Origin of the sequence: Thiomicrospira sp. R3 (assembly GCF_029581415.1) — a bacterium.
Lineage (GTDB): Bacteria > Pseudomonadota > Gammaproteobacteria > Thiomicrospirales > Thiomicrospiraceae > Thiomicrospira.
The window spans coordinates 1,478,341-1,499,838 of sequence record NZ_CP121121.1; the positions used below are offsets into that span (position 1 = coordinate 1,478,341).

At 41.0% G+C, this 21,498-nt stretch carries 22 protein-coding genes and 2 tRNA genes; 23 read left to right on the forward strand and 1 reads right to left on the reverse strand.

Annotated elements, in window-relative coordinates; genetic code table 11:
- Positions 1–2 precede the first annotated feature (2 nt).
- Positions 3–314, reverse strand: a complete 312-nt coding sequence (gene yhbY, locus P8S55_RS07475) for a ribosome assembly RNA-binding protein YhbY (protein ID WP_289223606.1) — start codon at positions 312–314, stop codon at positions 3–5.
- Positions 315–396: 82 nt separating this feature from the next.
- Between yhbY and rlmE the strand changes: the two genes are divergently transcribed.
- From rlmE to P8S55_RS07590, 23 genes are all read left to right on the forward strand, one after another.
- Entirely contained in the window at positions 397–1,014 is a 618-nt protein-coding gene (gene rlmE, locus P8S55_RS07480; RefSeq protein WP_289223607.1) for a 23S rRNA (uridine(2552)-2'-O)-methyltransferase RlmE, read from the forward strand.
- A 106-nt stretch (positions 1,015–1,120) separates the two neighbouring features.
- Positions 1,121–3,067: an ATP-dependent zinc metalloprotease FtsH gene (gene ftsH, locus P8S55_RS07485; RefSeq protein WP_289223608.1), complete on the forward strand. Its 1,947-nt coding sequence runs from the start codon at positions 1,121–1,123 to the stop codon at positions 3,065–3,067.
- A gap of 56 nt (positions 3,068–3,123) precedes the next feature.
- Positions 3,124–3,951 (forward strand): dihydropteroate synthase, encoded by an 828-nt coding sequence (folP, locus tag P8S55_RS07490; protein WP_289223609.1) that lies wholly within the window; start codon positions 3,124–3,126, stop codon positions 3,949–3,951.
- A 2-nt stretch (positions 3,952–3,953) separates the two neighbouring features.
- On the forward strand, positions 3,954–5,294 hold the full coding sequence (glmM, locus tag P8S55_RS07495; protein ID WP_289223610.1) for a phosphoglucosamine mutase: 1,341 nt from the start codon (positions 3,954–3,956) through the stop codon (positions 5,292–5,294).
- Between the two features lie 70 nt (positions 5,295–5,364).
- Positions 5,365–6,135, forward strand: coding sequence for a triose-phosphate isomerase (gene tpiA / locus P8S55_RS07500; RefSeq protein WP_289223611.1), 771 nt, complete (start codon positions 5,365–5,367; stop codon positions 6,133–6,135).
- A complete protein-coding gene (gene secG, locus P8S55_RS07505) occupies positions 6,123–6,440 on the forward strand; it encodes a preprotein translocase subunit SecG (RefSeq protein WP_289223612.1) in 318 nt (105 codons plus the stop codon). Before tpiA ends, secG begins: the two co-directional genes overlap by 13 nt.
- Before the next feature lie 9 nt (positions 6,441–6,449).
- Positions 6,450–6,534, forward strand: a tRNA-Leu gene (locus P8S55_RS07510).
- A gap of 53 nt (positions 6,535–6,587) precedes the next feature.
- Positions 6,588–6,944 (forward strand): NADH-quinone oxidoreductase subunit A, encoded by a 357-nt coding sequence (locus P8S55_RS07515; protein ID WP_289223613.1) that lies wholly within the window; start codon positions 6,588–6,590, stop codon positions 6,942–6,944.
- Complete coding sequence (locus P8S55_RS07520) at positions 6,935–7,411, forward strand: NuoB/complex I 20 kDa subunit family protein (RefSeq protein ID WP_044407423.1); 477 nt, start codon at positions 6,935–6,937, stop codon at positions 7,409–7,411. The genes P8S55_RS07515 and P8S55_RS07520 overlap by 10 nt, the downstream gene beginning before the upstream one ends.
- Positions 7,412–7,438: 27 nt before the next feature.
- Positions 7,439–8,092 (forward strand): NADH-quinone oxidoreductase subunit C, encoded by a 654-nt coding sequence (locus P8S55_RS07525; RefSeq protein ID WP_289223614.1) that lies wholly within the window; start codon positions 7,439–7,441, stop codon positions 8,090–8,092.
- A gap of 23 nt (positions 8,093–8,115) precedes the next feature.
- Entirely contained in the window at positions 8,116–9,369 is a 1,254-nt protein-coding gene (locus P8S55_RS07530; RefSeq protein ID WP_289223615.1) for an NADH-quinone oxidoreductase subunit D, read from the forward strand.
- A complete protein-coding gene (locus P8S55_RS07535) occupies positions 9,366–9,863 on the forward strand; it encodes an NADH-quinone oxidoreductase subunit NuoE family protein (protein WP_289223616.1) in 498 nt (165 codons plus the stop codon). Before P8S55_RS07530 ends, P8S55_RS07535 begins: the two co-directional genes overlap by 4 nt.
- A gap of 4 nt (positions 9,864–9,867) precedes the next feature.
- Positions 9,868–11,148: an NADH-quinone oxidoreductase subunit NuoF gene (gene nuoF, locus P8S55_RS07540; RefSeq protein WP_289223617.1), complete on the forward strand. Its 1,281-nt coding sequence runs from the start codon at positions 9,868–9,870 to the stop codon at positions 11,146–11,148.
- Between the two features lie 32 nt (positions 11,149–11,180).
- Entirely contained in the window at positions 11,181–13,283 is a 2,103-nt protein-coding gene (gene nuoG / locus P8S55_RS07545; RefSeq protein ID WP_289223618.1) for an NADH-quinone oxidoreductase subunit NuoG, read from the forward strand.
- An 11-nt stretch (positions 13,284–13,294) separates the two neighbouring features.
- The gene (nuoH, locus tag P8S55_RS07550; RefSeq protein WP_289223619.1) at positions 13,295–14,356 is read left to right on the forward strand and encodes an NADH-quinone oxidoreductase subunit NuoH; all 1,062 of its coding nucleotides are present in this window, start codon (positions 13,295–13,297) and stop codon (positions 14,354–14,356) included.
- A 12-nt stretch (positions 14,357–14,368) separates the two neighbouring features.
- Complete coding sequence (nuoI, locus tag P8S55_RS07555; RefSeq protein WP_289223620.1) at positions 14,369–14,860, forward strand: NADH-quinone oxidoreductase subunit NuoI; 492 nt, start codon at positions 14,369–14,371, stop codon at positions 14,858–14,860.
- Between the two features lie 22 nt (positions 14,861–14,882).
- Complete coding sequence (locus P8S55_RS07560) at positions 14,883–15,524, forward strand: NADH-quinone oxidoreductase subunit J (RefSeq protein WP_289223621.1); 642 nt, start codon at positions 14,883–14,885, stop codon at positions 15,522–15,524.
- Positions 15,524–15,829: an NADH-quinone oxidoreductase subunit NuoK gene (gene nuoK, locus P8S55_RS07565; RefSeq protein WP_289223622.1), complete on the forward strand. Its 306-nt coding sequence runs from the start codon at positions 15,524–15,526 to the stop codon at positions 15,827–15,829. Before P8S55_RS07560 ends, nuoK begins: the two co-directional genes overlap by 1 nt.
- A 6-nt stretch (positions 15,830–15,835) precedes the next feature.
- The gene (gene nuoL / locus P8S55_RS07570) at positions 15,836–17,815 is read left to right on the forward strand and encodes an NADH-quinone oxidoreductase subunit L (protein ID WP_289223623.1); all 1,980 of its coding nucleotides are present in this window, start codon (positions 15,836–15,838) and stop codon (positions 17,813–17,815) included.
- 32 nt (positions 17,816–17,847) lie between these two features.
- A complete protein-coding gene (locus tag P8S55_RS07575; RefSeq protein WP_289223624.1) occupies positions 17,848–19,365 on the forward strand; it encodes an NADH-quinone oxidoreductase subunit M in 1,518 nt (505 codons plus the stop codon).
- Between the two features lie 20 nt (positions 19,366–19,385).
- Positions 19,386–20,828, forward strand: coding sequence for an NADH-quinone oxidoreductase subunit NuoN (nuoN, locus tag P8S55_RS07580; RefSeq protein WP_289223625.1), 1,443 nt, complete (start codon positions 19,386–19,388; stop codon positions 20,826–20,828).
- A gap of 68 nt (positions 20,829–20,896) precedes the next feature.
- A complete protein-coding gene (locus P8S55_RS07585; protein ID WP_289223626.1) occupies positions 20,897–21,235 on the forward strand; it encodes a DUF2818 family protein in 339 nt (112 codons plus the stop codon).
- Between the two features lie 56 nt (positions 21,236–21,291).
- Positions 21,292–21,368 (forward strand) — tRNA-Met (locus P8S55_RS07590).
- The last annotated feature ends 130 nt before the right edge of the window (positions 21,369–21,498 follow it).

Sequence of the window (21,498 nt, forward strand, 5' to 3'; positions counted from 1 at the left end):
GCTTAGTTTTTAGGCAGCTCTAATTGGGGGTCTTTTGCACGTGCTCGATAGATAACAAACATCTTACCCACACTGTGTACTAGTTGAGCACGTGTTGCCTTGATAATGAAGTCAATTACTTCCTTGCGGTCTTCACGCTCCCCTGCTGCAATTTTAACTTTTAAGATTTCATGATGTTTGAGTGTTTTTTCAAGCTCAGCCATAAGGTTGTCTGTTATACCTTGCGAGCCAATAATAATCATCGGACTGAGTCCGTGAGCAATGCCTCGTAAAAATTTCTTTTGGTTGTTTGTAATGGAGTTTGTGGCTTTCATAAAATGCTCTCAGGTTTGAAAAACCTTATTTTAATTGAAAACATCGCTTTTCGATGAACTAAAACTCAGGTAAATTACACTTATGGGACGAACAAAATCAAGTTCGCGTTGGTTACAAGAGCATTTTGATGATCCTTATGTATTAAAAGCGCAAAAGGAAGGGTGGCGATCACGTGCTATTTATAAGTTGCAAGAGTTGGATGAGAAGGATCAGCTTTTTAAGTCGGGCATGACGGTAGTCGATCTAGGTGCGGCACCAGGTGGTTGGTCACAATGGGCCGCACAGCAAATTGGTCAGGAAGGGCGAGTTTTTGCTTTGGATATATTACCCGTTGAGCCTTATGCGGGTGTTCAATTTATTCAAGGAGATTTTCGTGAGGATGATGTTTATCAACAACTTTTAGATGCGCTGGCAGGCCGTGAGGTTGATTTGGTGATGTCGGATATGGCACCAAATATGAGTGGTAATAAAGCGGTAGATATTCCAAGAGCGATGCATTTAGTTGAGTTAACGCTTGAATTGGCCGAACAAGTCTTGAAACCTGGCGGAAATGTACTTATGAAGGTCTTCCAGGGTGAGGGTTATGAAAAATTGCTTAATGATGTCAAATCAAAATACATCAAGGCGTTAACGCGTAAGCCAAAAGCATCACGTGCACGCAGTAAAGAGATCTATTTGCTAGGTGTAGGGAAAAAATAGCAATCGGAGATTTTTGCGCCTTTTTAAAGAGCGTGTTATTATCTATAAAATACTATTTGTTAAAACTTTAAAATAATTTCGGGCTACAAGGGGTTTAGGGAACGTAATGAAAAACGATATGCTAAAAAATATGTTGATCTGGGCAGCGGTAGCGCTGGTGCTAATGTCGCTGTTTAATCATTTTGGTTCATCAAATAATCAAACATCAACTCGATTGGATTATTCCAGATTTATAGACCAAGTACGTGAAGGTCAAGTGAGTCGTGTAAATATTGAAGGTGCTACTATTAGAGGTGTTTACGCTAATGGTGATGCATTCACTACTTATAATCCGGGTGATCCAGGTCTGATGGGTGATTTATTGCAAAATAGAGTTACTGTAAGCTCTCAGCCCCCTGAAAAACAAAGTTTATTGATGCAGATTTTCATTTCATGGTTCCCTATGCTGCTCTTAATTGCTATCTGGATTTTCTTCATGCGTTCAATGGGAGGGGGATTAGGCGGCAAAGGTGGGCCTATGTCGTTTGGAAAAAGTAAAGCGCGTATGCTTTCTGAAGACCAGGTAAAGGTTAATTTTGATGATGTAGCAGGTGCAGATGAAGCGAAAGAAGAAGTTTCTGAACTAGTCGACTTTTTACGTGATCCAGAGAAATATCAAAATTTAGGTGGTAAGATTCCACGCGGTGTTTTAATGGTAGGGCCTCCAGGTACGGGCAAAACTCTATTGGCAAAAGCCATTGCTGGCGAGGCCAAAGTTCCTTTCTTTACTATTTCGGGCTCGGATTTTGTTGAAATGTTTGTTGGTGTAGGAGCTTCACGTGTAAGAGATATGTTTGAGCAGGCTAAAGCTCATTCACCCTGTATTATCTTTATCGATGAGATAGATGCAGTAGGTCGTAGTCGTGGTGTTGGTATGGGCGGTGGCAATGATGAGCGTGAACAAACGCTAAATCAGATGCTAGTTGAAATGGATGGGTTTGAAGGTAATGAGGGTATTATTGTAATAGCCGCCACTAACCGCCCTGATGTGCTCGATCCAGCCTTGTTAAGACCAGGTCGTTTTGATCGCCAGGTTACAGTCGGCTTGCCTGATGTTCGTGGGCGTGAACAGATTCTTAAAGTGCACATTAGAAAGGTACCGGTCGCTGAAGATGTAAAGCCAGCATTAATTGCCCGTGGTACGCCTGGTTTTTCAGGTGCTGATCTTGCAAACCTGGTAAATGAAGCGGCATTGTTCGCTGCAAGACTAGGTGAGCGTTCAGTGACTCAGAATCATTTTGAGCGTGCTAAAGATAAGATTCTAATGGGCGTTGAGCGCAAGAGTATGGTGATGAGTGAATCTGAAAAGCGTTTAACAGCTTATCATGAAGCGGGTCACGCAATTGTTGGTTATCTTGTACCTGAACATGATCCTGTCTATAAGGTAAGTATTATTCCACGCGGGCGTGCATTGGGTGTGACCATGTATTTACCCGTTGAAGACTCATGGAGTTACAGTAAACGGAAGCTAGAGAGTCAGTTATCGAGCTTGTATGGTGGTCGAATTGCTGAGGAAATGATTTTTGGCGCAGATGCTGTTACTACAGGGGCTAGTAACGACATTGAACGCGCAACTAAACTTGCACGTAGCATGGTCATGAAGTGGGGGCTTTCTGAAAAACTGGGCCCATTGCTTTACGAGGAAGAAGAGCAAAGTTTTTTAGGCAGTACTTCTAAAACATCATCTGTTTCAGGTGAAACAGCAAAGCTAATTGATAGCGAAGTAAGACGTTTAATTGATGTTAATTATAATCGTTCAACTGATATATTAACTAAGCATAAAGACAAGCTTGAAATAATGGCTGAAGCACTTATGCAATATGAAACGATTGATGCTGATCAAATTAAAAATATTATGGAAGGCCGCGAACCCGGTGAGCCCAAAGATTGGATGGAGCCAGGTTCTAAGGGGGCAGAAGCTGCAGAAAAGTCATTAGACCCTGATTCACTGGTTGAAGATGATCTTACTGGAGGTGGAGTCGATTCTAATGCAGCAGAACCAAAGCTTAACTGATTACTATTTTCTAACCTGTCTAGTTGTAAATTAGGCAGGTTTTTTATTGGATCCTTATGGACACTCTACTAAATCAGCAGCAGCCACTCATAATGGGTGTATTAAATGTTACGCCAGATTCATTTTCGGATGGTGGTCGCTACACGAGTAAGGATTTGCTTGTAAGTCGAATTCAGTCGATGGTTAATGATGGTGCTGATATTATTGATATTGGTGGTGAATCAACCAGGCCTGGTTCTGTCAGTGTTACAGAACAAATGGAGTTGGATCGAGTCTTGCCAGCTATTGAGTTGGTTCAGTCCTTAACAGATTTACCTATCTCTGTTGACACGTCTAAGCCAGGGGTTATGCGACAAGTTCTGATGCGTAATGTCGCAATGGTTAACGACATAAATGCATTGCAGGATCCACAAGCATTGGCTTTAGTGTCAAGTTCTTGCGCTTATGTGTGTTTAATGCACAAGCAAGGCCAGCCGCAGACTATGCAACAATCTCCAGCTTATTATGATGTTGTGAGTGAGGTCGCTAGCTTTTTAAAGCACAGAGTCGATGTTTGTTTGCAAGCGGGTATTGCTACGGGTCGTATTGTGCTGGATCCAGGTTTTGGATTTGGTAAACAATTGCAGCATAATTTAGCGTTATTTAAAAGTTTATCTGAATTAAAAAAGCTTGGATATCCATTGCTAATTGGCGTATCTAGAAAGTCAATGTTGGGTCAAATATTAGATGATCTTCCTGTAGATCAACGCTTGCTGCCAAGTGTCATTGCTGCTATTTTGGCGGTTGAGCAGGGTGTCAAAATTGTTCGCGTTCATGATGTCAAAGAAACGAGGCAAGCTTTTACTCTGCTTGGCGCATTAACAAGAAAATTAAACAGGGTTTAAGAGTGATTAAGAAATACTTTGGAACTGATGGAATACGCAACCGTGTCGGTAAGGGCTTAATGAGTCCTGATCAAATGTTAAAGTTGGGCTGGGCGGTGGGGAGTGTGCTGAAATCCCAGGGTGGCTCCAAGGTGATGATTGGTAAGGATACCCGTGTTTCTGGCTATATGTTTGAATCAGCTTTAGAGTCAGGTTTTATTTATGCTGGCGTGGATGTGATGTTATTAGGCCCTATGCCAACACCGGCTGTTGCCTATTTAACACAGACCTTTCATGCTGACCTAGGTGTTGTTATTAGTGCCTCACATAATCCGCATTATGATAATGGTGTGAAGTTCTTTGATGGGCGGGGTTTAAAGATTTCAGACGAAATGGAAATGGCTATTGAGGCTGCTTTTGATCAAGAAATGGTTGTTTCTGCAGATATTACTCAGCTTGAATCTCTTGGGCGAGCTATGCGGATAAATGATGCCCCAGGGCGTTATGTTGAGTTTTGTAAGAGCACGTATCGAGAGAAAAAGAAACTAGATGGGCTTCATTTAGTTGTTGACTGTGCTCATGGGGCGGCGTATCAGGTTGCACCATTAGTTTTTAAAGAGCTGGGTGCCAAAGTCACTGTTATCGGTGATCAGCCGAATGGGTTAAATATTAACCAGGGATGCGGCGCAACAGATTTGTCAGCTTTAAAGGCAAAGGTAATCGAGGTTAATGCTGATATTGGTATTGCATTAGATGGCGATGGTGACAGGTTAATGATGGTTGACTCCTTGGGTGAGGTGCTTGATGGAGACGACCTGCTGTATTTGTTAGCAACTGAAAGCTATTCTAGCCAACCAGGTGTGGTGGGTACCTTGATGACTAATAGATCGATAGAAAATGCCATAGTCGAAAAGGGCTTGATGTTTGTGCGTGCTAATGTCGGTGATAAATATGTAATGCAAGAGCTTAAACAACGGGGCTGGTTGCTAGGTGCAGAAGGCTCAGGGCACATCCTGTGTCTAGATAAATCATCAACAGGTGATGGTATTGTGGCTGCACTTCAGGTTTTAGCCGTTCTTGTTAGGAATGAATCGACATTAAATGATTTAGATCTCAAACTAGAAAAGTTTCCAATGAAGCTTTTAAATGTAGCAATAACTAAACCATTTAATATTGCTGAATCGCCAAGCTTGTCAAGCATGGTGGCTGAGATGGAATCTGAGTATAATCAAGATATTAGAATATTAATTCGCCCATCAGGAACAGAGGCATTGGTAAGGGTTATGGTTGAAAGCAGGTGCGAAGAAGTTGCTACAAGGCTGGTAGAAATGCTGGCAGAAAATGTTAGGATTTACTTTTCATAAATTTGTCAATGTTGTTTTTTTGTTTTAAAGTCGCTAATATTAGCGCAGTTTTGACTCGGAGATCGGATTAGTGAGAAAACCATTTGTTGCTGGGAACTGGAAAATGCATGGCTCGAAAGCTATGATTGACTCCTTATTATCTGATTTACAGGTAAATGAAGATGCTTTAAAAGCGGTCGAGGTTGCGGTTTGCCCCCCCTCTATTTATCTTGAAACAGTAAAAACCAAGTTGTTAGGTAGCTCAATTAAGGTCGGTGCACAGAATGTAGCGAACGTGTCTGGCCAAGGTGCTTATACAGGTGAAACATCTGTTGACATGGTCAAGGATGTTGGCTGTGAATATATCATCGTAGGGCATTCTGAACGCAGAAGTCTTTATGGGGAAACTGACTCAGTTGTAGCCGAAAAAGTTGACCTAATAGCACAGGCAGGGTTAATTCCTTTGCTTTGTGTTGGTGAGACACTAGAAGAGCGTGAATCAAATGTAACTGAAAAAGTTGTTGCTAGGCAGTTAGAAGCCGTAATTGATCGCGTCGGTGTAGGTGCATTTAAGAATATAGTTATCGCTTATGAACCCGTTTGGGCGATCGGTACAGGCAAAACAGCGAGTCCTGAGCAGGCGCAAAATGCACATGCATTTATTAGAAGCCTAATTGCTCAACGAGATCCAGTTGTTGCTGCTAACTTGATTATTCAGTATGGTGGAAGTGTAAAACCAGATAATGCAGCAGTTTTATTTAGCCAGCCTGATATTGATGGCGGACTAATTGGCGGTGCTTCTTTAGTTGCAAGTGATTTTTTAGCGATATGTAAGGCTGCAGGTGAAGCATGTTCGGAATAGTGTTAGCGATACATATTGTTATCGCGTTTGTGTTGATTGTTTTGGTTTTGATTCAGCACGGTAAAGGCGCGGATGCAGGTGCCAGTTTTGGTGGTTCATCTCAATCATTTTTTGGCAGCCGTGGTACGGCAACCTTCTTGTCACGTACCACAGCTGTATTAGCGACTTTGTTTTTTATAACAAGCTTAAGTTTGGCCTATATTGCAAGTAAAGATGCAAGAGGCTATCAGAGTGTTGTAACAGAGCAGCAAGTGCCTTCAAAAGGGGATAATGTTCGTTCTGATGTTCCGGTTGTGCCGAATTAATATTTAATAGCCGATGTGGTGAAATTGGTAGACACGCTATCTTGAGGGGGTAGTGGCGCAAGCTGTGCCGGTTCGAGTCCGGCCATCGGCACCATTTTTTTAACCTGGCTTTTGCCGGGTTTTTAATCCTAGAAAAGGTGGAAACCTATGCTAGAAAATTATTTACCTATCCTGGTTTTTATTGTTCTTGGTGTTTTGTTTGGGGTTGGGCCATTACTGCTGAGTTTTGTACTTGCGCCTAATAAACCAGATGCTCAGAAGAATTCACCTTATGAATGTGGTTTCGAGGCCTTTGAAGATTCTCGAATGCAATTTGACGTTCGTTTTTATCTCGTCGCCATTCTGTTTATTATTTTTGATTTAGAAATTGCTTTCCTGTTCCCTTGGGCCATAGTTTTGAGTGAAATAGGTCTTTTCGGCTTGCTATCGATGGGTGTTTTTTTGTCTTTGCTTGTTGTAGGGTTTATTTATGAATGGAGAAAAGGAGCGCTGGAATGGGAATAGAAGGCGTATTAAAAGAAGGGGTTGTAACGACTTCAGCTGATAAATTAATAAACTGGGCACGTACTGGTTCGCTTTGGCCAATGACGTTTGGTTTAGCTTGTTGTGCTGTAGAAATGATGCATGCGGGTGCATCGCGTTATGATCTTGATCGTTTTGGCATAATCTTTCGCCCTAGTCCTCGTCAATCAGATGTAATGATTGTTGCAGGCACTCTAGTTAATAAGATGGCACCAGCCTTACGAAAAGTGTACGACCAAATGGCAGAACCCCGCTGGGTTATTTCCATGGGTTCGTGTGCAAATGGTGGTGGTTACTACCATTATTCTTACTCTGTGGTACGAGGCTGTGATCGGATTGTTCCCGTAGATGTTTACGTTCCGGGTTGCCCACCTACAGCAGAGGCTCTACTCTATGGCATTATTCAACTTCAAAATAAAATTCGACGTACAAATACTATTGCAAGATAGTTTTGTTTACAGATCACGGTAGCGCATATGAAACAATCTGTATTAGATTTAAAAAATAAGGTTGACGCTCATTTTGGACCGCATTTATGTTCTTCTGAAATAGAGTTTGATGAGTTAACTATTGAGGTTACACCTGCAGAATCAAAAAACATATTAAGTCAATTAAAAGCTGAATTGGGTTTTGAAATACTTATTGATTTATGTGGTGTTGATTATCTCAGCTTTGGTAAAGCTAACTGGGAGAGTGCTCAGGCATGTAACAGTGGGTTTAGCCGTGGTGTTTTTGACTTTGATCAGAATGAATCAGAGGCCGAGCTGTATCAGCCACGTCGTTTTGCTGTAATTTATCACTTGTTATCAGTTGCTAATAATAACCGTATTCGTGTAAAGGTTTACCCTGAAGATACACAGCAGCCACTTGTGGATTCTGTTGTTAGTGTTTGGAGTTCAGCCAACTGGTTCGAGCGTGAAGCATTTGATTTATTTGGGATTTTGTTTTCTGATCATCCAGATTTGCGTCGCATACTTACTGATTATGGATTTGTGGGACATCCATTACGCAAAGACTTTCCACTTATTGGTCATGTAGAAATGCGTTATGACGCTGTAAAAGGCCGTGTGGTTTATGAGCCGGTTACAATAGAGAATAGAGTGAATGTGCCACGTGTCATTCGCCATTAATTGCTGAGAAGGAAAGAATAGCTATGCCAGAAATTCGCAACTATACTCTTAATTTTGGTCCTCAGCATCCCTCTGCTCATGGTGTATTACGCCTTGTTCTTGAGCTTGATGGAGAAACTGTTGTTCGTTCTGATCCACATATCGGTTTGTTGCATCGAGGTACTGAAAAATTAGCTGAGTATAAACCCTATATTCAATCGATCGGCTATATGGATCGGCTTGACTATGTTTCAATGATGTCCAACGAACATGCCTATGTTATGTCGATAGAAAAGCTGTTGGCTGTTGAAGTCCCTGAGCGTGCTCAGTATATACGTGTAATGTTTGACGAAATAACAAGAGTTCTAAACCACTTAATGTGGTTGGGTGCGCATGCGCTAGATATTGGTGCAATGACTGTATTCCTTTATGCATTCCGCGAACGAGAAGATCTAATGGATTGTTATGAAGCGGTATCGGGTGCACGCATGCATGCTACTTATTACCGGCCTGGCGGTGTGTATCGTGATTTGCCAGATACTATGCCTAAGTATGAAAAATCTAAATGGCATCAGGGTCGAGATTTAGATAAATTAAACGAAACCCGCGAGGGTACGCTATTAGAGTTTATAGAAGCGTTCACTCAGCGTTTTCCGGGTTATATTGACGAATATGAAACGCTGCTTACTGATAATCGTATTTGGAAGCAAAGAACTGTGGATATAGGTATTGTTTCTCCAGATCGTGCGCTACAGCTTGGGTTTACAGGTCCGATGCTGCGTGGTTCAGGTATAGCTTGGGATTTGCGTAAAAAACAACCCTATGAGGTCTATGATCGGTTAGATTTTGATATTCCGGTGGGTAAAACAGGCGATAGTTACGATCGATATTTAGTTCGTGTTGCTGAGATGCGTGAATCTAACAAAATTATTAAGCAGTGCGTCGAATGGTTGAAAAACAATCCGGGTCCAGTTATGGCAAAAGACCATAAAGTCACCCCCCCTTCCCGTGTGGATGTTAAAACTAACATGGAGGCACTTATTCACCATTTTAAGCTGTTTACTGAAGGCTTTATCTTGCCTAAGGGTGAAGTTTATAGTGCGGTGGAGCATCCAAAGGGTGAGTTTGGTATCTATATGGTTTCTGATGGCGCTAACAAACCTTACCGCCTTAAGGTGCGTGCACCTGGTTTTCCTCACTTAGCTGCATTGGATGAAATGGCTAGAGGTCATATGATTGCAGACGTAGTTACGATTATTGGTACTCAGGATATAGTGTTTGGGGAGATAGACCGATGAGTTTGTTAGAGTTAGATAATATTATCCAGGGTGATGTGAAGAGAAGAATTGATCGTTGGTTAGCACGTTATCCAGAAGACCAGAAACAATCAGCGGTTATCCCATCTTTGCGTATTGTGCAAGAGGTAAATGGTGGGCATTTAACTAAAGAATTAATGGACCAGGTTGCCAATTATCTTGCAATGACACCTATTACTGTTTATGAAGTAGCTACGTTTTATTCGAACTTTGAGCATAATCCTGTTGGTCGTCACAAAATTTGTTTATGCACCAATATTTCTTGTATGCTGCGTGGAAGTGATGATTTACTAGAGTATCTGAAAAACAAACTAGACGTTGATGTCGGGGAAGTTACTCCAGATGGCAGGTTTTCTATTAAAAAAGTTGAATGCCTTGGTGCTTGTGTAAATGCGCCTATGATGCAAATTGACAAAACATTTTATGAAAACCTCACTGAGCAACGCTTAGATGAAATCCTAGATAGCTTGGAGTGATCAGATGGTTGAATTAAATTTATGCTGTTATCGCAATAATCACTTGGAAAACTCATGGGATATTGAAACTTATATTTCCCAAGGTGGCTATCAAGTTTGGAAGCAGGTACTCGCTGGTGAGCTAAGTCCTCAAGAAATTATTGATGAGCTCAAGGTGTCTAATTTGAGAGGCCGTGGTGGAGCAGGGTTCCCGACGGGTTTAAAGTGGAGCTTTATGAATCGCCACTCTGCGGGTCAAAAGTATATCGTGTGTAACTCAGATGAGAGTGAGCCAGGTACTTGTAAAGACAGAGATATTATGCGTTACAATCCACATCAATTAATTGAGGGTATGGCTATAGCTGGTTATGTGATTGGAGCCAGTGTGGGTTATAACTATATTCGTGGTGAATTTTGGGAGCCCTATGATCGTTTTACACGAGCCATTATGCAAGCACATGAAGCAGGTATGCTTGGCAAGAATATCTTAGGTTCCGGCTGGGATTTTGACCTTAATACGCACCAAGGTGCAGGCGCCTATATTTGTGGAGAAGAAACAGCCTTACTAGAGTCAATAGAAGGTAAAAAAGGGCAACCTAGGTTTAAACCGCCTTTTCCAGCAAGTTATGGTTTATACGGTAAGCCTACAACAATTAACAATACCGAAACTCTAGCATCCATTCCAATGATTTTAGCTAAGGGTGGTGATTGGTTTTCTAAAATAGGTGTACCTGGTGCCGGGGGTACCAAGTTATTTTGTATGTCAGGTCATTTGGAAAAACCAGCTAACTATGAAATTCCGATGGGTACGCCTTTTAAAGATCTACTTGAACTTGCAGGTGGTGTTTGGAAGGGGCGTACACTTAAGGCTGTTATTCCAGGCGGGTCATCGACCGCCGTTTTGCCTGCAGATAAAGCCCTCAATATGAATATGGATTATGACTCTATTGCTAAGGCAGGTTCTTTTTTGGGCGCGGGTTCTGTAATTGTAATGGATGACCATACTGATATGGTTAAATCATTAGAGCGCCTAACTTGGTTTTATTATGATGAGTCTTGTGGTCAATGCACGCCATGTCGAGAAGGTACAGGTTGGATGTATCGTGTTGTAAAACGAATTCGTCAAGGAAAGGGTAGGCCTGAAGATATTGAAACACTTAAGGATGTGTCCGAAAAAATTACAGGACGCGTTATTTGTGGATTAGGAGATGCGGCGGCGATCCCGGTAGCAAGCTTCTTGCAACATTTTGAACATGAGTTCCGTCATTATATTGATCACGGATGTAGTATTTTCGACCGCGCTTAATAGATAAGCGATGAATATTAGGTTAATTAATTATGGTAAAAGTCGAGATTAATGGTCAGGTTGTAGAAGCGCGTGAAGGTGATATGCTGATTGATGTTGCCGATAGCGCTGCTATTTCTATACCTCGTTTTTGTTATCACAAAAAACTATCTATTGCTGCAAATTGCCGCATGTGCTTGGTGGATGTTGAAGGGGCTTGGAAAGCGGTGCCTGCTTGCGCCACCCCTGTAACCGATGGTATGAAAGTTAATACACGCTCACCAAAAGCTATCGCTGCGCAAAAAGCTGTAATGGAATTTTTACTCATTAATCACCCGTTGGACTGCCCAATTTGTGATCAAGGTGGGGAGTGTGAGCTTCAAGATGTTGCGATGGACTACGGAGACGACGTCTCGCGTTATTCTGAAGCAAAACGAATAGTTGGTGACCGTAACGTAGGTTCTTTAATTCAGACAGACATGACCCGTTGTATCCATTGCACACGTTGCGTACGCTTTGGTCAAGAAATTGCGGGTCTTAAAGAGCTTGGTGTAACGGGTCGCAGTGAATGGATGGAGATAGGAACCTATATTGAAAAATCAATAGGATCTGAGTTGTCTGGTAATATGATAGACCTATGTCCGGTTGGTGCATTGACAAATAAACCTTTCCGTTACAAGGCTAGGTCTTGGGAATTAAAAGCGCATCCTAGTGTTGCCCCACACGACAGTATTGGATCAAATATTTTTGTTCATACTCGAAATGGTGAGGTTATGCGTGTTGTGCCGCGTGAAAATGAAGCTATTAATGAAACTTGGATTTCAGATCGTGATCGCTTTTCTTGTGATGCGCTAAATTCTTCTGATCGACTTTTACAGCCGATTGTTAAGGTAGACTCTAATTGGCAACCAATGGATTGGCAGTTGGCGCTGGAAAATTTAATCGAAAAGCTGAAACCTTATTTAGCTACGCCAGAACAAGTGGCTATTTTGTTGTCACCTAATGCTACTTTAGAAGAAATATATCTAGTCAAAAAGCTAGCGAGTGCATTAGGTATAAAAAATATCGAACATAGATTGCGTCAACAAGATTTTTCTGCAGATCAGTATGGTATTAACCAATCATTAGCTATAGATTTGACGGAAGTTGAAGATTTAAATTCCCTTTTAGTTGTTGGTGGGCATTTACGTAAAGATCTGCCTCTGTTAAACAATCGTATCCGCAAAGCTCAGCTATCTGGTTGCGATGTTAATGTAATCAATCCACCCGGCTTGGACTACAACTTATGTGTTGAAAATCAGATTGATACTAACCAATTAGTCATGAATCTAGCAGCGGTATTAAAGGCTGCGATTACATTAACAGAAAGTGCTGACCAGGCCTGGTTGTCTTCTATAGATGTTAATGATCAGCATAAGGCTATCGCTAACTCGCTAATAAAAGCTGAAAATGCAGCGATAATGTTCGGTTTATCTGCTCAATCGGATAGTAATTATGGATTGCTTTTAAAGCTTGGCTTGGAGCTATCTGAGCTTGTCGGTGCATCCTTTAATGATTTGCCAGCGTTTTCAAATACAGTTGGTGCAAATCTATTACTAGAGGGTAATGAGTCGAATTTGACTGATTGGTTGAGCAGCGGTAAGAAAGTATTTATTAATGTGGGTGTAGAGCCTGATGTCGATTGTTTGTTATCTGATAAAGCACAGCAGGCGATGGAGCAGGCTGAATTGGTTATTAACTTCACGGCATTTGATTCTGAGTTACAGCGAAGCTATTGTGATCTAATGTTACCGATTGCTATTTTTGCTGAAAATGCAGGTACCCTAATCAATATACAAAATGATTGGCAGAGCTTTAAGTTGCTTGCAAATTCAAAAGGTGAAGCTAAACCACTTTGGAAAATAATTCGAGTGTTAGGGAATATGTTGGATATTGATGGCTTTGATTATGTAAATACGGCAGAAGTTCTAACCGAAATTAAAGAATTAAATCTTGAGTTGTCTAAGCCTAATCATAAAATGATGGATTACGATTTAACAAAAGGGGCCGATTCTTGTTCGGGGCTGGTGAAATGTTATAGTGTTGATCCATTAGTTAGACGTTCGCTAGCATTACAAGCTACACCGGATGCTCAACAAACCAATCAATCTAATTAAAGGAAAACAGTATGTTTAATGCTTTACAAGGCTGGCTAAGCATTTTCTTATGGGATTGGTTGGCTATATTAATAACACTTGTTTTGCAGGTAGTTATTGTTGTGTTACCAATTATGATTACGGTTGCATTTTTAACACTTGCTGAGCGTAAGGTAATTGGCTTTATGCAGTTACGTATGGGACCAAATCGTGTAGGTCCATACGGAATCTTACAGCCCTTTGCTGATGCACTTAAGCTCATAATGAAAGAGTTTATACGGCCAAAACAATCTAACCTGTTTTTATTTATTATTGCCCCCGTATTAGCTCTTGCACCCGTTGTTGCAGCTTGGGCTGTTATCCCTTTTGATGAAGGGGTAGTGGTATCGGATATTAATGTAGGTGTAATGTATGTTTTGGCCGTTACGTCTATTGTTGTTTACGGTGTCATTATTGCTGGTTGGGCTTCCAATTCAAAATACGCCTTTTTAGGAGCCCTAAGGGCTTCTGCTCAGAAAGTTTCCTATGAAATTGCAATGGGTTTTGCATTGGTTACGGTTTTAATGGTTGCAGGAAGTATGAACCTAACTGAAATTGTGCATGGACAACAAGGTGGTTTTTGGAATTGGTATTGGATCCCGTTGTTACCTATGTTAGCTGTTTATTTTATTTCAGGATTAGCTGAAACCAACCGTACCCCCTTTGATGTTGTCGAAGGCGAGGCTGAAATTGTAGCTGGTTTTCATGTTGAGTATTCATCAATGGGATTTGGCGTATTTATGTTAGCTGAATATGCAATGATGGTGCTTATCTCTTTTATGACAGCTATTATGTTTCTGGGTGGCTGGTATTCGCCATTTGAAAATATACCATTACTCGATCCATTAACCTCATGGATACCTGGTTTTATATGGCTGTTCTTAAAGGTTGCTTTTCTTTTGTTTTTGTTCTTGTGGTTTAGAGCTACATTCCCTCGCTATCGTTATGATCAGGTGATGCGTCTTGGATGGAAGGTATTAATCCCCTTGACGATTGCTTGGGTATTTGTTGTCGGTGTGATGCACTACTTTAGCATTGGCCCATGGTTTAATTGATAGAGGTGAAGCATGATTGGATTTATTAAACACCAAGTAAAGACGTTTGGGCTTGTAGAGCTTTTTAAGGGCCTTGCGGTCACAGGTAAGTATTTCTTTAAAAAGAAAATAACGGTTCGTTACCCTGAAGAAAAAACCCCAATGTCCCCTCGTTTTCGTGGGCACCATGCATTGCGTCGCTATGCTAACGGTGAAGAACGTTGTATAGCTTGCAAACTGTGTGAGGCCGTTTGCCCTGCCAATGCGATAACCATCGAAGCACAAGAGCGTGATGATGGTTCTAGACGTACGACACGTTATGATATTGATATGTTTAAATGTATCTATTGTGGGTTTTGTGAAGAAGCATGCCCCGTTGATGCCATTGTTGAAACCCGTGTTTTCGAATACGATTTCTACAACCGTGGTGAAAACATAATGACAAAGGATAAACTTCTAGCCTTTGGGGATAAGCATGAGACCCAAATCGCTGCGGATCGTGCTGCCGATGCGAAATATCGCTAACCTTACCTAGGAATCTTGTTTTATGACTTTTGAACAACTTGTTTTTTATATTTTAGCGGGCATAGCTGTAATATCATCACTGATGATGATTTTAGTAAATAACCCTGTAAAAGCGGCACTTTGGCTGGTATTAGCTTTTATCGCTACCGCAGGGGTTTGGATTACAGCACAAGCTGAATTTTTAGGTATAGTGCTTATCCTAGTCTATGCAGGTGCGGTTATGGTGCTCTTTTTGTTTGTGGTAATGATGTTGGACATCAACATTGTTAAGCTTAAAGAAGGTTTTATTCGGTATTTACCTATCGGTGTATTAGCCGCACTCGGCATTTTTGCTTTGATGTATATGGTACTAGGCCCAAATAATTTTGGTTTGCAAGTGACTGGGGAGCCAATTCAACATGCCGCAGGTCATAGCAATACAACCATGATTGGCCTGGAGCTTTATACTGTTCATGTTTATGCATTTATATTATCCGCCGTATTGTTGTTGGTTGGGATTGTTGCTGCAATTGCGCTGACTATTCGTCGTCGTGCTCCCCATGAAGTTAAATACCAGAACATTGACAAACAGGTTAAAACCCAAGCACGTGATCGTTTAGAGATGATTAAGATGCAGCCAGTTAGAGAAGTTCAAGTTACTAAGAAAAAAGAGGAAGATGAATAATGGTTGCACTGTCAGATTATTTAATTTTTAGTGCGATACTCTTCACCTTGAGTATGGCTGGTATTTTCCTTAATCGTAAAAACGTCATTATTTTATTGATGTCGATTGAACTTATGTTGCTTGCAGTAAATACCAACTTGGTAGCGTTTTCTTACTTTTTGAATGATATAACTGGTCAGATATTTGTTTTCTTTATTCTGACTGTTGCAGCAGCTGAGGCAGCGATTGGCTTGGCCATTATCGTTCTTGTATTTCGAAATCGTAAGAGCATCAATGTTGATGATCTTGGCTCATTAAAAGGGTAAGGACGCATGAGTAATTTACATCTAATTCTTACAATTATAATGCTTGCACCGCTATTTGGTGCAGCGGCAGCAGGCTTGTTTGGGCGTCAAATTGGGCGTAAAGGCGCACACAGCGTAACAATTGCAAGCGTTGCTGTTTCAACTATATTGTCTGCATATGTGTTTTATCATTATATATTTAATGGTGCTGAAACCTATAATGCAGCACTTTATACTTGGATGGTTAGTGATGGCATTCGCTTCGAAATAGGGTTTTTAATAGACAGGCTATCTGCCACCATGATGCTAGTAGTGACCTTTGTGTCCTTGATGGTTCATATCTACACCATAGGCTATATGGAACATGATGAGGATTATGATCATGATAATCCTTACTATCAGAGGTTCTTTAGTTACTTGTCGTTATTTACCTTCTCGATGTTGTCATTAGTAATGGCAAACAACTTCCTACAGTTATTTTTTGGTTGGGAAGCGGTAGGTTTAGTTTCGTATCTGTTGATTGGTTTCTATATGAAACGTGAGTCAGCAGTGGTTGCTAACCTCAAGGCCTTCTTAGTTAATCGTGTCGGTGACTTTGGTTTTATTCTTGGTATAGCAATGGTATTTGTCTATTTTGGTACCATGGATTATCAAGAGTTCTTTGATAAGCTTGCTGAGCATGAACATACCATGATGAGCTTTATTCCGGGTGTAGAGTGGTCGGTCATTACGGTTATGGTTATTTTGCTATTCATTGGTGCAATGGGTAAATCAGCTCAGATGCCATTACATGTTTGGCTTCCCGAGTCCATGGAAGGCCCGACACCGATTTCAGCTTTGATCCATGCAGCTACCATGGTTACTGCGGGTATTTTCATGGTTGCACGTTTGTCGCCTGCGTATGAAATGTCTGAAGCTGCTTTACAATTCATTTTGGTGGTTGGTGCCTTAACTGCATTTATGATGGGTTTATTGGGTATTATTCAAAATGATATTAAGCGTGTAGTGGCTTATTCAACCCTATCACAGCTTGGTTATATGACAGCAGCGTTGGGTGCTTCTGCCTATGCAGCGAGCATGTTCCATGTGTTGACACATGCATTCTTTAAAGCCTTACTGTTTTTAGCGGCAGGTTCAGTCATTATCGCTATGCATCATATTCAAGACATTCGTCAAATGGGTGGTTTGAAGAGGCACATGCCTATTACCTATTGGGCCATGCTGTTAGGCTCGCTTGCCTTAATTGGTTTCCCTGGATTTGCAGGTTTCTTTTCAAAAGATTCTATTTTACTTGCAGTCGGTGAAAGTGAGATTGCTGGATCAACCTTCGCCTACACATTATTATTAATGGGTGTATTTATAACCGCCTTCTATAGTTTCAGGATGTTCTTCTTGGTGTTCCACGGTAATGAGAGTGATTACGTAAGGTCTCACAAGATACACGAATCACCAAAAGTTGTAACTATTCCATTAATCTTGCTTGCTATTCCGTCAGTATTCTTGGGTCTGTTTATGATTCAGCCAATTCTATCGGGGAGTTATTTTGCAGATTCGATTCATGTGCTTCCTGGGCAAGATGTGTTGGCAAGCGTTTATGATAAATACTATGACGGAATTATAGGGTTTATTATCCATGGCTTTATGTCGCTTCCTGTATGGCTTGCTTTTGCTGGCGTAGCTCTAGCATGGTTTTTCTATATGAAGCGACCAGATATTCCTGCATGGATCAGTAGCAAATGTACACGAGGTAACTATGTTTTAGAAAACGCATACGGCTTTGATCGTCTAAATGAAATAGTGTTTGTTAACGGATCAAAACGTCTAGGCCACTTTTTCTGGAAATCTGTAGATATGCGAATTATTGATACGGGTATGGTTAATGGCACTGTAAACAAAGTATCCGCGCTTGCTAAGATGATGCGCGAATCACAAACCGGTTATATGTATCATTATGCGTTTGTGATGATTTTTGGTCTATTAGGTCTATTGATCTGGGCGCTTTGGTAATTAGAGCATAATAAGAAAAGGAAAACGATTACATGTCTTTAGGCTATCCAATACTTAGTACACTTATTTGGTTACCGATCATGGTTGGTTTGATTGTGCTTTTTGCTGGTCGCAACAATCCAGCATTCGCTAAGTGGTTTTCACTTGGCGGTGCCATTTTAACCTTCATATTGTCTTTGCCACTTTATTTTGCGTTTGACACTACAACTTCAGCAATGCAGTTTGTTGAGCGGTTAAGCTGGATACCACAATACAACATTGAGTATTTCTTGGGTGTTGATGGTTTATCCATGCCGCTGATTTTACTAACCACCTTTACTCAGATTTTGGTCATAGCTTCTGCTTGGTCTGTGATTAAGGTGCGTGTTGAGCAATACATGGGTGCATTCATGATCATGCAAGGTTTAATGATCGGTGTTTTCGCAGCCTTAGATTCAATTTTATTTTATGTATTTTGGGAAGCATTACTTATCCCAATGTTTATAGTTATTGGTGTTTGGGGTGGTCCACGCCGTGTTTATGCAACAATGAAATTCTTCCTGTACACTTTCCTTGGTTCTGTGTTCATGTTGATTGCATTCTTGTATATGTATTTCCAAAGCGGTAGTTTTTCAATTCTTGATTTCCATACAATGCCGATTGGAATGACTGCACAGATCTTAATCTTCTTAGCATTTTTGATTGCATTCGCCGTTAAAATTCCTATGTTTCCCGTGCATACTTGGTTGCCCGATGCTCATGTTGAAGCTCCAACGGCTGGCTCAGTTGTCCTAGCGGCAATTATGCTTAAAATGGGTGGGTATGGGTTCGTTCGCTTTAGTTTACCTATTACGCCTGATGCCGCGATGACGCTCGACCTTTTGGTTATTGCCCTGTCTTTAATCGCAATTGTTTACATAGGTTTTATAGCGTTAATACAATCTGACATGAAGAAATTGGTGGCCTATTCTTCGATTGCACACATGGGCTTTGTTACACTCGGTATGTTTGTGGTCTATGCCATTGTGCGCAATACAGGCTCCGTTGAGGGCGCGGCCCTTGGTATGGAAGGAGCCATGGTGCAAATGATTTCTCATGGATTTATCTCAGGCGCGATGTTCCTTGCAATCGGCGTGTTGTATGATCGTATGCACACTCGTGAGATAGGAGCCTACGGTGGGGTAGTTAATACCATGCCATGGTTTACGTTCTTTGCCGTTTTGTTCGCAATGGCGAATGCTGGTCTACCTGGAACCTCTGGGTTTGTAGGCGAATTTATGGTTATCCTAAGTGCCTTTAAAGCCAATGTTTGGTGGGGCGTGTTAGCGGCTACATCACTTATTGTTGGTGCAGCCTATACCCTGTGGATGGTTAAGAGAGTATTTTTTGGTGAGGTTGCTAATGAAAATGTGGCGAAGCTTCAGGATTTAAATCGTCGCGAATTTATTATAATGTCGATTTTAGCCTTTGCTATAGTGCTGCTGGGTGTATGGCCAAACCCTCTACTTGAAGTTATGCATGCCTCAGTCGACAATCTACTGATTCAAGCAACAACATCAAAACTGTATTAAAGATAAGGTGAGTTAAAACTATGAATTTTGTTATTCCAGATTTTACCCCCGCAGTTCCAGAAATGGTGCTGTTAGCTTTGACCTCATTTATCTTGATTGCAGATACTTTTTGGTCTGAGCGCTATAAATATGCGACCTATTATGCAACGCAAGCCACATTAGTAATTGTAGGCTTGCTTATATTGTTTAGTTTTACCTCAGAAACAACGGTTACTTTCAACGAAAGCTTCGTACGTGATGCCTTTGCAGATGTTTTAAAGATTTTTATTGTTATTGTTTCTATAGGTGTGTTTTTGTTTTCAAAGGAATACCTCAAAAACAATGATTTTTACCAAGGCGAATTTTTTACATTAGGCTTGTTCGCCGTTTTAGGTATGTTTGTTATGGTTTCTGCCTATAACTTCATTACCTTGTTTGTTGGTTTAGAAATCATGTCATTAGCGATGTATGCGATGATTGCAATGCAACGTGACTCATCAAAAGCCACTGAAGCCGCGATTAAATACTTTGTTCTTGGTGCATTGGCAACCGGTCTGTTGCTCTATGGCCTGTCAATGATTTATGGCGCGACCGGTACACTTACGATCCCTGAAGTAAAAGCGGTGATTGAAGCAGGTAAAGCCAACTCTACGGTTCTGGCTTTTGGTGTGGTGTTTATTGTGATAGGGCTAGGGTTTAAACTTGGCGCGGTTCCATTTCACATGTGGGTGCCTGATGTTTATGATGGTGCGCCTACAGCGGTTACTCTGTTTATTGCTGCTGCGCCTAAAATTGCCGCCTTTGCAATTGTTTACCGTTTATTAGTAGATGGTATGCCAGGCCTGGTTGTGGATTGGCAGCAGTTGCTGGTTATTATGGCTATTCTATCGATGGTTGTAGGTACGGTGATTGCACTTGCTCAAACTAACTTCAAACGTCTACTCGCTTATTCAGGCATAGCGCATATAGGTTTCTTGCTTCTAGGATTTATTGCGGCTACTCCTGAAGGTTATTCAGCAGCCATGTTCTATGTGCTTGTTTATGCTATTACGAGTGTTGCAGCCTTTGGTATGATTCTCGCATTGAGTCGAAAAGGTTTGGAATTTGATCAAATTAAGGATTTCGCTGGTATGAATAAGCGTAATCCATGGTTAGCAGCTATGATGTTGATAATTATGTTCTCAATGGCGGGTGTTCCACCTTTCATTGGTTTCTATGCCAAACTGGTAGTACTTGAAGAGGTTATAGCTGCAGGCTTTACATGGTTGGCTATTATCGGTGTGATTACAGCGATTGCTGGTGCGTTCTATTACCTGCGTGTTATTAAAGTGATGTACTTTGATACTGCGGAGCAAGACACGCCACTAGCTGCATCAACTAAAGAAATGTCAGTTGCCGTTTCAGTCTATTCACTTTCACTATTGGTGCTAGGGATAATGCCCGCATGGTTAATGACCGTTGCATATAACAGCTTGTTAATGTAAACACAGGGTCATTTTTCTTTTAAATATAGGCGCATAATTAAGCGCCTTTTTAATCAGGTAAAGCATTTATGAGTTTAGAGCAAGCTGTTTGGGTTTTATTGTTTACAGCGATAGTGCTGGCTAACATTCCTTGGATATTTGGAAATCGTTTATTTATTTTTTTATCGCTACCAAAACAAAAGACGTTTATTGTAGGTGTTATTGAGTGGTTTGTGTATTTTCTGATTATGGGTGGCCTTGCTTTTCTTTTGGAACATACTGCAATGGGGAATATTGCACCACAAGAGTGGGAGTTTTACGTTGTTAACTTATTTTTGTTTATGATCTTTTCTTTTCCAGGTTTTATCTACCGCTATAACCTTAAAATGTATTTAGATCGTCGTGAAAAACTTAAAGTTCAAAATTAAGTTAAAAAAGACTTGCGTTAAAGCTCTCCCTGAGTATAATACGCACATCAGATTAACGCGGGGTGGAGCAGTCTGGTAGCTCGTCGGGCTCATAACCCGAAGGTCGTAGGTTCAAATCCTGCCCCCGCTACCAATTTTAAATGTTAATGATGCAAAAGTGCTTGAATAAAAGAGCATGCATCATTAAAATTAAACCATGCAGAAATGCAGTTCCCTAAGTTTTAGTCAACTTAGACTCTCTGGAAACCCCAAGACGCCTACTC

Bases quoted from the DNA above. Each gene is read 5' to 3' on its own strand.
- folP (WP_289223609.1), top strand. From the start codon at position 3,124: ATGGACACTCTACTAAATCAGCAGCAGCCACTCATAATGGGTGTATTA.
- P8S55_RS07515 (WP_289223613.1), top strand. From the start codon at position 6,588: ATGCTAGAAAATTATTTACCTATCCTGGTTTTTATTGTTCTTGGTGTT.
- nuoN (WP_289223625.1), top strand. From the start codon at position 19,386: ATGAATTTTGTTATTCCAGATTTTACCCCCGCAGTTCCAGAAATGGTG.
- P8S55_RS07520 (WP_044407423.1), top strand. From the start codon at position 6,935: ATGGGAATAGAAGGCGTATTAAAAGAAGGGGTTGTAACGACTTCAGCT.
- rlmE (WP_289223607.1), top strand. From the start codon at position 397: ATGGGACGAACAAAATCAAGTTCGCGTTGGTTACAAGAGCATTTTGAT.
- P8S55_RS07535 (WP_289223616.1), top strand. From the start codon at position 9,366: ATGAGTTTGTTAGAGTTAGATAATATTATCCAGGGTGATGTGAAGAGA.
- P8S55_RS07525 (WP_289223614.1), top strand. From the start codon at position 7,439: ATGAAACAATCTGTATTAGATTTAAAAAATAAGGTTGACGCTCATTTT.
- nuoG (WP_289223618.1), top strand. From the start codon at position 11,181: ATGGTAAAAGTCGAGATTAATGGTCAGGTTGTAGAAGCGCGTGAAGGT.
- P8S55_RS07560 (WP_289223621.1), top strand. From the start codon at position 14,883: ATGACTTTTGAACAACTTGTTTTTTATATTTTAGCGGGCATAGCTGTA.
- P8S55_RS07530 (WP_289223615.1), top strand. From the start codon at position 8,116: ATGCCAGAAATTCGCAACTATACTCTTAATTTTGGTCCTCAGCATCCC.
- ftsH (WP_289223608.1), top strand. From the start codon at position 1,121: ATGAAAAACGATATGCTAAAAAATATGTTGATCTGGGCAGCGGTAGCG.
- secG (WP_289223612.1), top strand. From the start codon at position 6,123: ATGTTCGGAATAGTGTTAGCGATACATATTGTTATCGCGTTTGTGTTG.
- nuoH (WP_289223619.1), top strand. From the start codon at position 13,295: ATGTTTAATGCTTTACAAGGCTGGCTAAGCATTTTCTTATGGGATTGG.
- yhbY (WP_289223606.1), bottom strand. From the start codon at position 314: ATGAAAGCCACAAACTCCATTACAAACAACCAAAAGAAATTTTTACGA.
- nuoF (WP_289223617.1), top strand. From the start codon at position 9,868: ATGGTTGAATTAAATTTATGCTGTTATCGCAATAATCACTTGGAAAAC.
- P8S55_RS07575 (WP_289223624.1), top strand. From the start codon at position 17,848: ATGTCTTTAGGCTATCCAATACTTAGTACACTTATTTGGTTACCGATC.
- nuoK (WP_289223622.1), top strand. From the start codon at position 15,524: ATGGTTGCACTGTCAGATTATTTAATTTTTAGTGCGATACTCTTCACC.
- P8S55_RS07585 (WP_289223626.1), top strand. From the start codon at position 20,897: ATGAGTTTAGAGCAAGCTGTTTGGGTTTTATTGTTTACAGCGATAGTG.
- nuoI (WP_289223620.1), top strand. From the start codon at position 14,369: ATGATTGGATTTATTAAACACCAAGTAAAGACGTTTGGGCTTGTAGAG.
- nuoL (WP_289223623.1), top strand. From the start codon at position 15,836: ATGAGTAATTTACATCTAATTCTTACAATTATAATGCTTGCACCGCTA.